13 protein-coding genes and 1 tRNA gene are annotated in these 15,796 nt (G+C 56.5%); 6 read left to right on the top strand and 8 right to left on the bottom strand.

The features are described 5' to 3' along the window. The first annotated feature begins 8 nt into the window (after positions 1-8). Both KO486_RS08205 and KO486_RS08200 read left to right on the top strand, forming a co-directional pair. The gene (locus tag KO486_RS08205; RefSeq protein ID WP_216036756.1) at positions 9-1,298 is read left to right on the top strand and encodes an HlyC/CorC family transporter; all 1,290 of its coding nucleotides are present in this window, start codon (positions 9-11) and stop codon (positions 1,296-1,298) included. A gap of 37 nt (positions 1,299-1,335) precedes the next feature. Further along, complete coding sequence (locus tag KO486_RS08200) at positions 1,336-1,605, top strand: helix-turn-helix transcriptional regulator (RefSeq protein ID WP_216036755.1); 270 nt, start codon at positions 1,336-1,338, stop codon at positions 1,603-1,605. 10 nt (positions 1,606-1,615) lie between these two features. Here KO486_RS08200 and KO486_RS08195 read toward each other — a convergent pair whose 3' ends face one another. Further along, positions 1,616-3,154 carry a helicase HerA-like domain-containing protein gene (locus KO486_RS08195; protein ID WP_216036754.1) on the bottom strand — a complete coding sequence of 513 codons (1,539 nt, stop codon included), beginning with the start codon at positions 3,152-3,154 and terminating at the stop codon, positions 1,616-1,618. A 521-nt stretch (positions 3,155-3,675) separates the two neighbouring features. Here KO486_RS08195 and KO486_RS08190 point away from each other — a divergent pair. Continuing rightward, a complete protein-coding gene (locus tag KO486_RS08190; protein ID WP_216036753.1) occupies positions 3,676-4,317 on the top strand; it encodes an invasion associated locus B family protein in 642 nt (213 codons plus the stop codon). A 54-nt stretch (positions 4,318-4,371) separates the two neighbouring features. On the opposite strand, the gene KO486_RS08185 is transcribed toward KO486_RS08190, so the two are convergent. The 4 genes from KO486_RS08185 to KO486_RS08170 form a co-directional block, all read right to left on the bottom strand. Continuing rightward, a complete protein-coding gene (locus KO486_RS08185; protein WP_216036752.1) occupies positions 4,372-5,580 on the bottom strand; it encodes a beta-ketoacyl-[acyl-carrier-protein] synthase family protein in 1,209 nt (402 codons plus the stop codon). Continuing rightward, complete coding sequence (locus tag KO486_RS08180) at positions 5,577-5,834, bottom strand: phosphopantetheine-binding protein (RefSeq protein ID WP_216036751.1); 258 nt, start codon at positions 5,832-5,834, stop codon at positions 5,577-5,579. The genes KO486_RS08185 and KO486_RS08180 overlap by 4 nt, the downstream gene beginning before the upstream one ends. A gap of 66 nt (positions 5,835-5,900) precedes the next feature. Beyond that, positions 5,901-6,944, bottom strand: coding sequence for a UDP-3-O-(3-hydroxymyristoyl)glucosamine N-acyltransferase (locus tag KO486_RS08175; RefSeq protein ID WP_216036750.1), 1,044 nt, complete (start codon positions 6,942-6,944; stop codon positions 5,901-5,903). 28 nt (positions 6,945-6,972) lie between these two features. After that, entirely contained in the window at positions 6,973-8,580 is a 1,608-nt protein-coding gene (locus KO486_RS08170; RefSeq protein ID WP_216036749.1) for a L,D-transpeptidase family protein, read from the bottom strand. 358 nt (positions 8,581-8,938) lie between these two features. Between KO486_RS08170 and KO486_RS08165 the strand changes: the two genes are divergently transcribed. Both KO486_RS08165 and KO486_RS08160 read left to right on the top strand, forming a co-directional pair. Further along, positions 8,939-9,505 (top strand): DUF882 domain-containing protein, encoded by a 567-nt coding sequence (locus tag KO486_RS08165; RefSeq protein WP_216036748.1) that lies wholly within the window; start codon positions 8,939-8,941, stop codon positions 9,503-9,505. Between the two features lie 157 nt (positions 9,506-9,662). Continuing rightward, complete coding sequence (locus tag KO486_RS08160) at positions 9,663-12,365, top strand: peroxidase family protein (protein WP_216036747.1); 2,703 nt, start codon at positions 9,663-9,665, stop codon at positions 12,363-12,365. On the opposite strand, the gene KO486_RS08155 is transcribed toward KO486_RS08160, so the two are convergent. Both KO486_RS08155 and KO486_RS08150 read right to left on the bottom strand, forming a co-directional pair. Continuing rightward, positions 12,362-14,605 (bottom strand): molybdopterin cofactor-binding domain-containing protein, encoded by a 2,244-nt coding sequence (locus tag KO486_RS08155; RefSeq protein WP_216036746.1) that lies wholly within the window; start codon positions 14,603-14,605, stop codon positions 12,362-12,364. The two genes, KO486_RS08160 and KO486_RS08155, sit on opposite strands and share 4 nt — an antisense overlap. Before the next feature lie 3 nt (positions 14,606-14,608). Further along, on the bottom strand, positions 14,609-15,070 hold the full coding sequence (locus KO486_RS08150; protein ID WP_216036745.1) for a (2Fe-2S)-binding protein: 462 nt from the start codon (positions 15,068-15,070) through the stop codon (positions 14,609-14,611). A gap of 62 nt (positions 15,071-15,132) precedes the next feature. On the opposite strand from KO486_RS08150, the gene KO486_RS08145 reads away from it, so the two are divergent. After that, on the top strand, positions 15,133-15,696 hold the full coding sequence (locus tag KO486_RS08145) for a TetR/AcrR family transcriptional regulator (RefSeq protein WP_216036744.1): 564 nt from the start codon (positions 15,133-15,135) through the stop codon (positions 15,694-15,696). Here the strand turns inward: KO486_RS08145 and KO486_RS08140 are convergent. Continuing rightward, positions 15,697-15,773: transfer RNA gene (locus tag KO486_RS08140), tRNA-Arg, on the bottom strand. It lies immediately after the preceding gene. Between the last annotated feature and the right edge of the window lie 23 nt (positions 15,774-15,796).

The following is a 15,796-nucleotide window of genomic DNA, read 5'->3' as shown; positions in this document are numbered from 1 at the left end:
TTACTGCCATGCTTGACGCTGCGTTCTGGATCACCGCTGGTGCGATCCTGTTTCTTCTTGTGCTTTCGGGTTTCTTTTCAGGGTCCGAAACCGCGCTGACAGCCGCCTCACGCGGCAAGTTGCGTGCCAATGCCGATAAGGGCGATAAGGGCGCTGAGAAAGCGTTTGATGTCACGGAGGACCGAGAACGGCTGATCGGGTCGGTTTTGCTGGGCAACAATCTGGTCAACATTCTTGCGACCTCGCTGGCGACGACCATGTTCTTGCGCCTGTTCGGAGAAAACGGCGTGGCCTTTGCGACGATCATCATGACGTTGTTGGTGCTGATCTTTGCCGAAGTTCTGCCCAAGACCTATGCCATCACCAATCCTGAACGTGCCGCATCGCTGGCCGCGCGTCCGATTTCGTTGGTCGTGACGATCTTTGCCCCTGTGGTGACGGCGGTCCGCATGTTGGTGCGTGGCGTTTTGCAGGTGTTCGGGGTTCAGACCGATCCTGACAGCAATATCCTTGCCGTGCGTGAAGAGATCGCAGGCGCTTTGCAATTGGGCCATTCCGAAGGCGTCGTCGAAAAAGAAGACCGCGACCGTATTTTGGGTGCACTTGATCTGGGTGATCGCACGGTTGAAGAAATCATGCTTCACCGCACAGATATCGAAATGATCGACGCCGCCCTGCCCGTTGCTGAAATCCTCAAGCTCTGTCTAGACAGCAACCACACGCGCCTGCCGCTGTATCGCGATGAGCCGGAAAACATCGTTGGTGTCTTGCATGCCAAAGACCTGCTGCGCGCAATGCATAAGATGCTGGCCGATGGCCGGATCGAACCAGACGAAATGGCCGGATTTGATATTCTGACGGTCGCGATGAAACCTTACTTCGTGCCGGAAACCACGACGCTGGATGACCAGATGCATCAGTTCTTGGCGCGACGTCGCCACTTTGCGCTGGTCGTCGATGAATACGGCACGCTGCAAGGTTTGATCACACTGGAAGACATCCTTGAAGAAATCGTCGGTGAAATCACCGATGAGTTCGACACTGACGAGGAAAACGACCTCATCGCGGCCGAGGATGGCAGCTATACGGTGGACGGCACCATGACGATCCGCGACGTGAACCGCGCGACCGACTGGAACTTGCCAGATGACGAAGCCAATACCGTTGCTGGACTGGTGATCCACGAGGCGCAGATGATTCCGATGGCCGGCCAAGTGTTCAGCTTTCACGGTTTCCGCTTTGAAGTGATCGCCAAGGATGAGAACCGCGTTTCCGAGCTGAAGATTTCAGAGCTATAGCAACGCAACGCGCCAAGACCGCACAGGACAAATTGAAATGACCTCTGAGACAATCCTTGCTGACCGACTGAAATCTGTACGCAAGGCGCGTAAAATCGGACGCCCGAAATTGGCGAAACTGTCGGGTCTGACAGAACGTCAGCTTGCAAAGCTGGAAACAAAGGGGGCCGCGGTGCCCGAACCGGTTTTGTCCAACTTAGCCGAGGCGCTGCACATCACGCCTTTGGCTTTGACAGGCGCCCTGCCCTTGATCGACGAAGATCTAAAGCCAGCCGCCAGCACCTGCACAAGCGGGTGCTGCGGCTGACCCGTCGCTATCAGCGGCCCTTAAACAAACCACCTAAGATACCGCGCACAATGCGTCGACCTGTGGTGCCCTTAAGTTCCTTGGCAACGACGGTGGCAATCGCACCGCCCCAGCTGTCCTTGGAGGACGAACGGCGGCTGGTCGAGCGTTCTCCGTCACTGCCCGTATAGCGACGGCCTTGTTTGTGCTCGCGTTCTTCGGCTTCTAGTTTTTCTTCTGCGGCCTCGGCGTCTTCGGCCGCTTTAGCCGCGTCACCTGCCCGTTTTGCCAGCATTTCAGCGGCTGAATTGCGGTCCAAACGTTCGTCGTATTTGCCCGACATCGGAGATGCGGCCATGACCTCGGCGCGTTCTGCTTTGGTGATCGGGCCAAGCTGTGAAGATGGCGGACGGATCAAGGTGCGTTCCACAATGCCGGGCACACCTTTGTCCATCAACATAGACGTGACGGCTTCGCCGGTTCCGACTTCGCGGATCGCTTCGGCGGTGTCGAACAATGGGTTCGGGCGATACGTGTCGGCCGCCTGTTTCAGTTCTTTCTGGTCCTTGGCAGTGAACGCGCGCAGCGCATGCTGCACGCGGTTGCCGAGCTGACCCAGAACGTCTTCGGGAACGTCTGCTGGGTTCTGCGTAATGAAATAGACGCCTACGCCTTTGGAGCGGATCAAACGCGCGACCTGTTCGACCTTATCAACCAGTGCCTTGGGCGCGTCGTCAAACAACAAATGCGCTTCGTCAAAGAAGAAGACCAGCTTGGGTTTGTCTGGGTTGCCGACCTCTGGCAGTTCTTCAAACAGTTCAGACAGCAGCCACAACAGGAACGTCGCATAGAGCTTGGGTGACGCCATAAGCTTGTCAGAGGCAAGAATATTGATGCGCCCGCGCCCGTCGGCTTCGGTGTGCATCATGTCATGGAGGTCCAACGCCGGTTCACCGAACAGCTCTGCGCCACCTTGGTTTTCCAGAACCAGCAATTGCCGTTGGATCGCGCCCACGGATGACGACGCCACATTGCCGTACCGCAATGACAGGTCTTTGGCGTTCTGACCGACCCAAACGAGCAAGGCTTGCAGGTCTTCCAGATCAAGCAGCGGCAGGCCGTCTTCGTCCGCGACGCGGAAGGCGACATTCAGCACGCCTTCTTGCGCTTCGCTCAATCCCATCAGGCTAGACAACAACAGCGGGCCCATTTCGGCAACTGTGGTGCGGATCGGGTGACCCTGCTGGCCCAGCAAGTCCCAGAACGTAACCGGAAAAGCATCGTACTGTAAATCAAGGCCGATCGTCTCGGCGCGTTTCATAAAGGGTTCGTGCAGCTTGATGTCCGCTGTGCCGGATTTTGCCAATCCGGACAGGTCGCCTTTTACATCAGACAGGAATACAGGCACGCCCGCAGCCGAGAACCCTTCGGCAAGGATCTGCAACGTCACTGTTTTGCCGGTACCTGTCGCCCCAGCGATCAACCCGTGGCGGTTTGCGTATTGATACTGCAATTCCTGCGCTGTGCCGTATCCATCGCCGCCGCCACCTACGAAAATTCCGTTGCTCATTTTTTGTTCCCTGCCTCGACCCACCTGGAGCCGTCGTTTCATTCACCAGCTAAAATACATTCTTAACCTTTATGGGCCAGTATATTCGTACGGGCCGCATGAGTCCTCGTGTTGGCCCGTGACTTCCTCCCTGTCAGACTTGCCGCGCCCCCAGATTTTCTCTGAGGCGCGGTTTTTTTCGTCCAGCCTTTGCGGCAAAGAAAGCCGCTGAAATGGCCTAAATCTTAATTATCAAACAGATCCGAAGGCATTTTTCTCAAAAACGTGAAGATGATGGAGTTGACGGGTGCCAAATGGTTTCGTAGCGTCTGCGCAATAAGTCGGCCAAGTCCGATAGGGAGAAGACGAAGAAGGGCCTCTGGGGGCCCTTTTTCTATTTTGGAACAGTACTTTCGTCAATGTCCCGTGTTCCGTAAGCGTCCCATTGCCGAAGGTGTCTTTTGCGCTGACAGCCTATTCAACCCATGCTAAACCCCGCGCAAGTACCAACACCCTTGCACTTACTTGTATTGGAAAGATCTATGACATTCTTGAACACGTCCCTTTCTCACGCCCTATCTGCCGCAGCTCTTGCCTGCCTTTTGGCACAGCCAACTTTGGCACAAGAAGCGACTGAAGAAGCTGCCACAGAAGAACAACCGGACAGCGTTTTCAATATGGGTGAAGAAGTGGATGAGAACGGCGATCCAATCGCGCCAGAACCACAAGAACCACAGGTCGGTCAGCAGTACCTCAAAGAGGTGCACGGTGACTGGGCCCTGCGCTGCCTGAAAGTCGAAGAAGGCGAAGACCCGTGTCAGATGTATCAATTGCTAAACGACGCTGACGGCAACTCTGTTGCTGAGGTCGCGATTGTGTCTTTGCCAAACAGCGGCCAAGCGGTTGCCGGTGCGACAATCGTTGTGCCACTGGAAACTTTGTTGACCGAACAGTTGACCATGCGTGTTGACGGCGGCACGGCACGCCGCTTCCAGTTCAACTTCTGTAACGTTGGTGGCTGTGTCACGCGCCTTGGCCTGACAGAACAAGACATCGCCCTGTTCCGCCGCGGCGCGTCTGCAACGATGACCATGGCACCAGCAGCAGCACCGGATCAAACGGTAACTGTGACAATGTCTCTGGCTGGATTCACAGCTGCGTATAACGCAGTTTCTGCCCAATAAAACGGGCCAATTCTACTGAAACGCCGCTCTTGAAGGGGGCGGCGTTTTGCGTTCTTAGGCTGATTTCAATGCGATCACGGCGTTCAAGCCACCAAAGGCGAATGCATTCGACAGCACCGCGTCCACTTTGACGTTTCGGGCTTCGTTGGGGACAACATCCATCGCGCATTCAGGGTCCGGTTCTTCAAAACCGATGGTGGGCGCAATAACGCCATCACGCACGGCCATAATACACGCGAGAAGTTCGACAGCCCCCGTTCCGCCGATCAAGTGACCATGCATCGACTTGGTGGATGACATCATCAGATTGTCCGCATGCGCCCCGAACACATCCGCCACTGCGGCACATTCGGTCTTGTCGTTGGCAGCCGTCCCCGTGCCATGGGCGTTGATATAGCCAACGTCCCCTTTGTTCAGCTGTGCATCCTTTAAAGCTCCCGCAATCGCACGCGCGGCACCTTGTTTGCTTGGGGTAACGATATCGGACGCGTCCGATGACATGGCAAAGCCTGCAACCTCGGCGATGATGGTGGCGCCCCGTTTCATGGCGTGATCGCGTTCTTCGAACACAAACACACCCGCGCCTTCGCCTTGCACCATCCCGTTGCGGGTGGCGGAAAACGGACGACAGGCATCTTTTGACATCACGCGCAGGCCTTCCCAAGCCTTTACGCCGCCAAAACACAGCATGCTTTCAGAACCACCCGTCACCATCACATCTGCCATCCCGCTGCGGATCATCGCAAAGGCCTGCCCCATAGCGTGGTTGGAGGACGCACAGGCCGTGGCCACCGTAAACGACGGGCCGCGCAGGTTGTATTGCATCGAAACATGGCTGGCGGCTGCGTTGTTCATCAGCTTGGGTACGATGAACGGGTGCACACGGTTTTTGCCCTCTTCATAGACGGCGCGGTAGTTTTCGTCCTGTGTGTTCAGCCCGCCGCCAGACGTGCCCAGAATGACACCAGAACGATCCGCCAAAGCGCCCGAAAACGTCAGCCCGGCCTCCAGAATGGCTTGCTCGGCAGCCAACAAAGTGAACTGCGTAAAACGATCATAAAGGCTGATCTGCTGACGGTTAAAATGACTGTGCTCATCATATCCGGTGACTTGCCCTCCAATCTTGACCGCAAGACGGTCCACATCGCGGATATCCAGCGGGCCAATCCCACAATGCCCTTCGGCCATGGCCTTCAGGGTTGATGGCACGTCATGGCCGAGCGCGTTGATCGTGCCAGACCCCGTAATGACAACCCGTTTCACGATTGATCCTTCACCAGGGTTTCAATGGCGCTGATGATCGTGCCGACGTTTGTGATGTCGAATTCACTTTCGTTGGGGTCATTGGCATTGAACGGAATGGTGATGTCGAAGGCTTCTTCGATTGCAAAAATACTTTCGACGAGACCAAGACTATCAATGCCCAAATCTTCGAGCGTCTTGTCACGGGACACGTCTGACGGCTCAAGCAAAGCTTGTTCTGCAATAATCGCAACAACTTGGGATTCAATGCTCATGTTACGTCGTCCATTTCATTCTGGTGTTGGCACCCATTTAATGTGCAACCGCCCAATTTGGAACCGTTATTGCTTACTCAACCGTCGCAAGGCCTTTTGGGCGGCGCGGTGTTCATGGGTCGGCTGTGCGGGATGGCCGGATACGAAAACCCCATCCGGCACGTCAGCTAAAACAATTGCACCGCCGCCGGCAACGACATCGCGGCCAATGGTCAGGTTGTCCGCAACGCCAGATTTGCCGCCAAGGATCACCCGCGCACCGAGCACCGAAGACCCCGCAATCGCCGCCTGCGCACAAAGCAAACAATCCTCACCAAGCACAACGTTGTGCCCAACCTGAACAAGGTTGTCGATCTTGACGCCATTGCCCACGCGCGTCGCACGGATGGTGCCCGCATCAACCGTCGAATTCGCACCGACTTCTACGTTGTCACCGATCTCTACGCTGCCAAGAGAATGGATGCGGTGCCATGTGCCGTCGATCGGTTCAAGCGGTGCACCACGCGCCCGCACGGCGCGTTCTACGTTGCTTGGCCCATCTGTGGTGAATGAAAACCCATCTCCACCGATGGCGACGCCCATTTGTGCAATGAACCCGTCACCGATCCGCACCCGAGGGCCAATTCTGACACCTGCGTGCAGTGATGCATTCGCACCAATTACGGTCTCTCGCCCAATCGAAACATGCGATGCGATCCGTGCATTGGGGCCGATCCGAACATCGGCTTCAATCACCACAAACGGGCCGATTTGGGCACTGCCAGCGATCTGGGCGCTTGGGTCAATCACAGCGGATGCATGAATGCCAGGCAGCCCTGCAAATGCGGGATCATCATCCATGGCTTGCGTCAGGCCCGCCATTGCAAGCCGCCCCCGTGGCGCAACGATCGCCCCATCAAGCCCAAGGTCGTTTAGGTCCGCCCCCGGCCAGACCACGGCGGCGCGAGCTGCTGAGTTTTTCAGGGTGTCGGCAAATTTCGGGGCCACTGCCAGTGCAAGATCCCCTGCCCGTGCCTCGAGAGGTTCGGCCAACCGGTCTACCAAAATAGATGCGTCGCCAAGGGTTTCAGCCCCAAGCGACGCAGCAAGTTCTTGTAATGTCTGTGGCATGCTGTTCCCCTAAACCTTGGGGACAGATTTACCCGCCAATCGAGCGGACCGCCACCCCTTCACCCGCCAAAGCATTCCAGATGCGGCTGTCACGGTTGTAGACGTCACGGCGGAAGTTCAACTGACCCGTCGTGTGCGTGAACGCTGTGCGGTACACGAGGTGCACCGGTACAGGCTCATCAAGGTTCACCCGTGCTTCACGACCTGTGCGCAACTGAGACTGAAAGAACCCTTCTGGATCGGATTCTTGAGCCGCCAGAAGGGCGTAGGCAAAATCAAACGGGTCATTCAGTCGGATACAGCCATGGCTGAACGCACGCACTTCACGGCTAAACAGCGATTTTGCAGGCGTGTCGTGCAGATAGATGTTGTACTGGTTCGGGAAAATGAACTTCACCAGACCAAGGGCGTTACCGCGGCTCGGAGGCTGACGCATGGAATACGGGAACGTGCTTGCGTTGAACTGGCTGAAGTTCACAGAGCTGCGGTTGATGGCACGACCACGGCTGTCCGTAATCTCGATATGGCTAACGGCGTTACGGTTGCGTTGCAGCGCCGGCAGATATTCATTCACGATGATAGAACGCGGAACATACCAACTTGGGTTGATGACCATATACTCCATCACGTCGGAAAATTCCGGTGACTCGCGATCACTGCCCAAGGCGCCGATGACGGAGCGCGTCTGATATGTGACGCTGTCATTGTCCATAATCGCAGCGGTGAAATCTGTCAGGTTAACCCAGACATGGCGCTGACCACGCGGGCGGTTCATCCAGCGTTCGCGTTCCATCGCAACGATGACTTGTTGCAAACGGTTGGCAACAGGAACGTTCACTTCACGAAGCGTCCCTGCCCCAGCAACACCATCCGCGGTCAACCCGTGGGATGTTTGAAACCGCTGAACGGCGGCTTGTACGGTCGCGTCATAGGTCTGCGTGGCAGAGCGCTCCATATAGCCCATCGCAACCAAACGATCTCGCAGTGCGATCACGTTAGATCCGGATGCACCTGGCTCAAGTCCGCCACCGGACACAGATGGTCCCCAGCCGCCGACAGCCAACAGACGCTCAAGGCGCAGCTTTTCACGCAGCAAGCGTGCATATTCTGGGGAGCTTGGGGCCAATGAGGACAAATAAGCAGCGGGGTTGGATTGCTCGAACCCTTGCAGATATCCAAGCCGTGAGCGCAGGGGCACTTCGCGGCGAATTTCAGCAACGACGTTACGAGGTGTCAGAATACCGGTCTGAAGGGAGCGCGCGTAAGATAAGAAAAGGCGCGACATCTCGACTTCCATGGCGCCTTTCTCGGCGGGCGTGTTTGCAGCTTGCAAGCGCGCCATCAAGGAGTCTGGATCATATTGCGCTGCTGGCAAACCATGATCCCCAGCCCCGGCGAATGCGGCCAAAAGAGCATTGCGGCGGGTACGGTCACGGCCGGTCGTTCCGGTCCAGATGCCATCGAAGTCGCGCGCGCGGTAAAAATCAGCAAGAGCCTCGTCACGGGCAGCGCCCTCTGCAACAGCTTGGCGGAACGCAGTCGTCTGCGCTTCGGCCATTTGTGGCGGCATTAGAAAGACAAACACGGCAGTCAATAGCGCCAAGACGCGGAAAATTGGGTAGTTAAGCGTAGTCATTTGGTCCCCCCCGGAACATTTTAGCGCGAACACACAGCGCCAACGCATCGTAAGTATTTATAAGTTTAGTGAATCAGGCAGCGATCCTAATAAGTCTATTCACATTTGCGCTAGCAATTGAAAGGGTTTTCAGGCTGTCGCCTCGGCGCCACCCTCTTATTGGCACAAATGCAACAAATGGTGAAATGCACACAATCTGCGCAAAATTTCGCCGATTTCCCCCTTGATTGAGACTGCGACACCAAAAGGGCTTGGTCGGCGAATCGTTTTGTGGCATATAGCCCTCACACTTGGGATCAAATGGCAGAAAAATCCGTGGAATCACGGACTTACAGGTAAGCGACGGGACAGCGCTGATATGACACTGAAGACATCGAGCATCTCTCGGCGTGGTTTGCTAGGCGCATTCGCTGCGACGGCTATCACAGCCGCCCCAACATATTCCAATGCAGCAGGCTTCCTGCGCGGTGGTGGCGATATTCGCCGCCTCAAGATGTACTCTGGCCGCACAGGCGAAAGCATCGATACGATTTATTGGATCGAAGGCCAGTACATCGGCGAATCCATGACCGAAGTGAACCGCTTCTTCCGCGATTGGCGCAATGGCCAGACGCACCAGATCGACACCCGTACGATCGACATTATCGCGGCCACTCAAAACCTTTTGGACAACGATCAGCCCTATACGCTGATTTCCGGCTACCGCTCGCCTCAGACAAACGCGATGCTGCGTGCGAACTCGTCCGGTGTTGCACGGAACTCCCTGCACCTTCAGGGCAAAGCATCTGACTTGCGTATGCAAGGCCGTTCGGTTCAGCAGATGGCGCGTGCCGCTGCAAGCTGTAGCGCCGGTGGCGTTGGCCGCTACTCTGGTTCCAACTTTGTGCACGTCGATTGCGGCCCAGTTCGCGCTTGGGGCAGCTAAGACAGCCACCCCGTACTGTTCCAAATTAGAAGACAATCCAATAGCCCGAACAGAAATGTTCGGGCTTTGTGCATAACCCCCCGAATATAACGGGAAATAATTGCCATTCCCTCACTGTCCTCCTAGAACTTCAGGCGGGTAAGTCGAAGGTGACATGGTGACAAGTAGCTGTCCTTTTCTCGCGAATATCGAAGCACAAGAACGTCTTGTTGACGCGCGCTATGAAGATGGCGTGTCCGAACTGTTCTCGGATGCCGCCGATCCCGTCACGGTCTCCATGGTGGTATTTGACCAAGATGGCGACATGCCGAATTCCGCGGGCCTCAGCACGTTGTTCACGACGTTCGGCCAATTTTTGGACCATGACCTTGTCCTGACCCCCGAAGATCACGACGCGGGCAGCATCGAACTCATTGGTATGCCCCATGACATTGACCGATCTCAGGTCGCCGAGGAAATTGGCGACGGAGAAACCATCGCCCCGACCAATGTTGTGACGTGGCAAATTGATGGCTCACAGATTTATGGATCAACAGAGGCGCGCGCAGAAGATTTGCGCAGCTTTGAAGGCGGTCAGCTGCGCATGCAGGAAGACACCACTTCCGCCTCAGAGATGTTGCCCGATGCTGACCCGGATAGCTTCATGGCGGGTGACATCGAAGGTGATGACCCTGTTTATCTGGCCGGTGACATCCGCGCCAACGAAAACCCGAACTTGCTATCAATGCACACGATGTTTGTGCGCGAACACAATTATTGGGCGGATCGACTGGCCGACGAAAACCCCGATTGGGACGATGACCAGCTTTATGATGCGGCACGTTCCATTGTCGAATACGAGCTGCAACAGATCACCTATAACGAATGGCTGCCCCATTTGATCGGCACTGAAGCCGGTGAAGATATGACCGACTACGCGGGCTATGATGCTGATGTCGTTGGTGAAATGTCGGTGGAGTTTTCAACAGCGGCATTCCGGTTCGGGCATACGCTGGTGTCATCCCAGATTGATATCCTTGGCGAGGACGGCACGGATGAAGGGTCGCTGGCCCTGATGGAAGCGTTCTTTAACCACACCCCCGTCGAGGAAAGCGGCATTGATGCGCTGATCCGTGGGCAGTTGGATGCCACCGCCCAAGAGCTCGACGCGCAGATCGTGGATGACCTGAATTTCTTCCTGTTCACCGAGGACGGCATCACCGGTTTCTCGCTGGCGGCCCTAAACCTCGCACGGAGTTTGGATCACGGGCTAGAAAGCTACATCGAAGTGCGCGCCGCCCTGATTGGCGACATTGATCCTGATACGTTGGACCCGCAGGATTTTTCTATCATCACCAGCGACGAGGACCTTCAGGCGCGGTTTGCGCAGGCCTATGACAATGTGTATCAGGTCGAATTGTGGACCGGCGGATTGGCCGAAGATGCGATTGATGGCACGCAGATGGGTCCGTTGTTCACTCATATCATTGCCGATCAATTCACTCGCACCCGCGCTGCGGATGAAACCTTTGGGACGCTCGACTCGGCATTGGGTGCTGAAATACTTGAAGAAATTCAAGGCAGCACCTTCGCGACGATCATTGAACGCACAACCGACGTGGACATGATCCAAGACGATGTGTTTCTTGCCGCAGACCGCAGCCTGAGCGCGGCCGAGGATATTGAAACAACGTGGCACGCGGATATCATCGAACTTGCCGCCAAGACGTTGGACGGCACTCTTTACACAAATTCAGGCAATGACACCGTAATCTTGACCGGCGGTACGACCATCGACGGCAATGTTGAAATGGGTCAAGGGGCCGATACGTTGATTGCGTCCAGCGGCGCAATCCTTGGCGATGTCGACACCGACCGTGACGAAGATACGGTCGAGTTGACCGGCACGGCGGATATCGAAGGTGATGTCGACCTTGGCAGCGGTGACGACGTCCTTGCGATGGAAGACATGGCACGTGTGCATGGCAACGTTCAGACGGGCCATAACGATGACACTGTGGTGCTGGAAGACCGCGCAGAAATCAGCGGGGATCTGGACACCGGATATGGTGGCGATGATGTTACGATTGGCGCACGCGCCACGGTCGGCGGAACCATCGATCTTGGGTCCGGCAATGACAGTATCCGCGTTTCCACTGGGGCGAGCGTTTCGGATGTGAACGGGGGGAGTGGCTTTGACACGCTCGAACTGGATGGTCCTGCACGTGTTGAATACGATGCGGACCCCAAGAATGGCAGCGTCTTCTTTAAGGATGAGGACGGAAACGATACTGGCGAAAGCTTTGATTTCAAATCGATCGAACGGATCACCTGTTTTACCCTTGGCACGCTGATCATCACTGAACGCGGCAAGCTGCCGATCCAAGACCTGCAAGTTGGGGATCTGGTTTGGACGATGGACAACGGGTTGCAACCAATCGCTTGGGTTGGTCGCGCGACCGTTCCTGCTCGGGGTGCAATGGCACCGATCATGATCCGCAAAGGCGCGATGGACAACGCACGTGACTTACTCGTCTCACCGCAACACCGGATGATGCTGGATGGCTGGCGCGTGCAAATGCACTGCGGTGAGGACGAGGTTCTCGCCCCTGCCAAAGCGCTGACAAACGACGGATCAATCCGGCGGGTCGAGGGCGGCACTGTTACCTATGTGCATATCGCCTTTGATGCCCACGAAATCGTTGTCGCCGAAGGCATCCCTTCAGAAAGCTTCTTCCCCGGTGCCGAAGCCCTAAGCGCGCTGGACAACGCTGCACGAGATGAAATACTGACGTTGTTCCCCGAATGGCGCTGCCCGCATTTGCGGCCAGCTGCTGCGCGCAAGGTTCTGACCCTGCGCGAAGCAAAGGCGCTGATCTAGACGAAATCGATATGCTTGTTGAACGGCATTTCACGAATGCGCTGCCCTGTTGCGGCAAAAATCGCGTTTGCAAGGGCTGGGGCCGCAGGTGGGACAGGCGGTTCACCAATGCCACGCACGTGATCGCCTAGCTCAAGACCTTTTACCGTAATTTCAGGGGCTTGATACAGCCGCATGGCTTCGAACCCGTCATAGTTCAGCTGGTCCGTCATCCCGTCCGAATGGGTAATCTCACCCGAGATCGCATGCCCGAGCGCCCAAACGATACCGCCGCTCATCAGACGGGAAAAGTTTTGGGGATCAACCACTCGGCCAACATTGGCGACAGCAAAGACCTTATCAATCTGGATACCTCGGTCGGTGTTGGTGACCTCGACCACCTCTGCGCAGGGCACGCCAAAGGACATACAAAACGCAACGCCCCTGCCCCTGTTCGCCCCCATCGACGGCCCATCCCAGCCCGACATCTGCGCGACCTCTTCCAGCACGGCACGGCTGTTGTCATCCCATGCAAGGCGAATGCGTTCGTCCATCGGATCGGCGCCTGCCTCGTGGATTAGCTCGTCCAAGGCGCTGTCATGAAAGAACCCGTTGGTGGACGCCCCGACAGAGCGCCAAGAACTAATCGGCGCAAGATCAGCGCTGCGATATCCAGTCACACGGTAGTTGGGAATGCCAAAGGGTTGGTCCCACGCCCCTGCCGTGATCATCGCATCCGGTCCGGGCATGGACAGCCCCAAGCGTCCCATCTGACTCGAGACAACCGACGGCATTGCAATGCCAAGATCCAGAGTTTCAACCTGACCGTCTTTGACCGTGCCCTGCATCCGCGCCATCGCAATCTGGCGGGTGTAGTCGTGCGTCATGTCTTCTTCGCGTGAATAGGTCAGTTTGACCGGCGTGTTCTTCATCGCCATCCCAAGGTGTGCCGCCTGCGTGATGACATCAATCTCAAGGCGATGCCCGAACGACCCGCCCATCATCAGAACGTGAATATGGACGTCGTCTTTGTCCAATCCCGTGACGTCCGCCACAGCGTCCTGTGCAAATCGTGGCACTTGCGTGCCTGTCCAGACGTCGGCGCGTTCATCGGTTATCAGCACGGTCGCGTTAAGCGGTTCAAGCGGAGCATGGGCAAGGTACGGCGCGCGATATTCGGCCGCGACCACATCGCCCGAGGACAATGAAGCGTCGGCATCGCCATCATCGCGATACTGGCTGTCTTGGTGGTCCTTGGTAAAACTTTCGGCCAGCACGGCCCAATGGTCGTCTTGTTCTGCGGGATACTCTGCAGGACCCCACTCAAATGTAATCGCCTGCGCCGCCTGAAACGCCCGCCATGTGTTGTCCGCGATGACGCCCATACCATTCGGGACCGCAACAACCTTCAAAACGCCGCGCATGTCTTCGGCGTCAGACGTGTCCGCAGATAGCATCGCGCCACCCTTGCGTGGGTTGGTGATGACCGTGGCATGGACCATGCCATCAAGTTCCATGTCGATACCATAGGCCTGCGTTCCAGTGGATTTTGACACAATATCAATGCGCTGCATGTCTTTGCCAATGTAGCGCCACTGGGAAGGATCTTTAAGGGTCACGTTGTCCACAGGATCAAGGCCCGCCGCAGTCGCCGCCAAATCCGTGTAAGCCAACTGGCGCCCATCGGGCAATATTACCGCACCGCGTTCAGTCTGCATATCGGCGACGGCCACGCCCGTTTCTTGGGCAGCGGCGGCCTTGAGCGTTTCGCGTGCCACGGCACCGGCCACCCGAAGTTTATCCCAGCTGTCAGACACAGTGGTTGACCCACCCGTGATCTGCACGCCCATGATTTTCATCGCTGCGTCCAGCACGGTGCGGGTCGCGTTGGCTGCAAACCCGTCGTCCGTCGGCATGAATCCCGGTGCTTCGTCGCTGAGGGCGGTGTTGTAGTAGGCTGGCGATGGCGGACCCGGATCGACAGTGACCTGATCAAGATCGATATCGAGTTCCTCTGCGATCAATGCGGCCTGCACATGGTAAACGCCCTGCCCTTTGTCCGCGCGAGGCGTGATCAGCGTCACCCCATCAGCGGTGATGCGAACATATTCCGTCAGCGCAGCATCACCTTCGGCCAGACCCTCCAGCAGCGGATTGGCGACAGGTTTCTTATAAAGATATGCGCCAAAGGCGACCCCACCCAGAACTGCGGCAGATCCGATAAGGAACGTGCGGCGGGCAATTGTTTTGATGCGACCCATGGCTTAACCCTCCCGCAGTTTTGCGGCGGCGGTGACAATCGCGGCCCGGATTTGAGGATATGTCCCACAGCGGCACAGGTTTCCGGACATCTCAGCGTCAATGTCCTCGTCCGTTGGGTCAGGGATCGCAGCCAGCATACTTGCGGCTTGCATGATTTGACCTGATTGACAGTAGCCACATTGGGCAACCTGATGTTCGGCCCATGCCTCTTGGACGGCATGCATTGCGTCTGGCGTGCCAAGGCCGTTGATCGTCGTGACCTCCGCGCCAACCGCATCGACAGCCCACGTTTGGCACGATCGTACAGCGACCCCGTCCAGATGCACAGTGCAGGCGCCACACTGGGCAATACCGCAACCGTATTTCACGCCTTTGACGCCGATTTCATCGCGCAAGACCCAAAGCAATGGCATGTCGTCTTCGACATCGACCTCATGGGTGGTTCCGTCTACATTCAATTGCATGGCTCGCCTCCTACTGGGTTTCCGCAACTTGACATTTCGTCAATTTTTGTCAAGTTGATTTAATGAACGCAGAACACACACCAATTCTAGATGCCGCCCTTGAGGTTTTCTTACGCTACGGCTTTCGGCGGACTACGATGGGTGACATCGCCAAAGCAGCGGGCCTATCGCGCCAAACGCTATATTCCCGCTTCGCCAATAAGGACGAGGTCTATGCCGCGGGACTGGACCTGCACACCCAACGCATCGTCGCGGACCTAAAATCGGCCTTCTTAGAGGCCGCTACGATTGAAGATGCCATGGATGGGTTCGCAACGATCAGCATCGTTTCCACGTTCGAAATGCTAAACCAAAGCCCGGACGCCTCTGACCTTATCGAGGCGGCGAACAGCCCGGAGGGCCAAGCAGCGATGGCTCGTTCGTCATTGCTCAAACGGCAAATTTTGGCGGAGCTTTTCGAACCATATTCAACCGCGCTGGAGACCCATGGTCTCTCGCCATCACAACTGGCAGAGTTCGTGGAGACCAATAAGCTCGCGATCAGTAAAACCGCGCAAACGCGCGAACAGCTCGAAGGCCAGATTGCGACTCTAACGGCGTCTGTCGTAGCACTTACAAAAGGGTAATGGCGGACCGTAGAGGATTCGAACCTCTGGCCTCTGCCTTCGGAGGGCAGCGCTCTATCCAGCTGAGCTAACGGTCCATGTCGTCGCTATAGCCTCGGGC

It is taken from the genome of Octadecabacter sp. B2R22 (genome assembly GCF_018861045.1).
GTDB lineage: Bacteria > Pseudomonadota > Alphaproteobacteria > Rhodobacterales > Rhodobacteraceae > Octadecabacter.
This window is presented reverse-complemented; position numbering and strand designations above follow the sequence as displayed.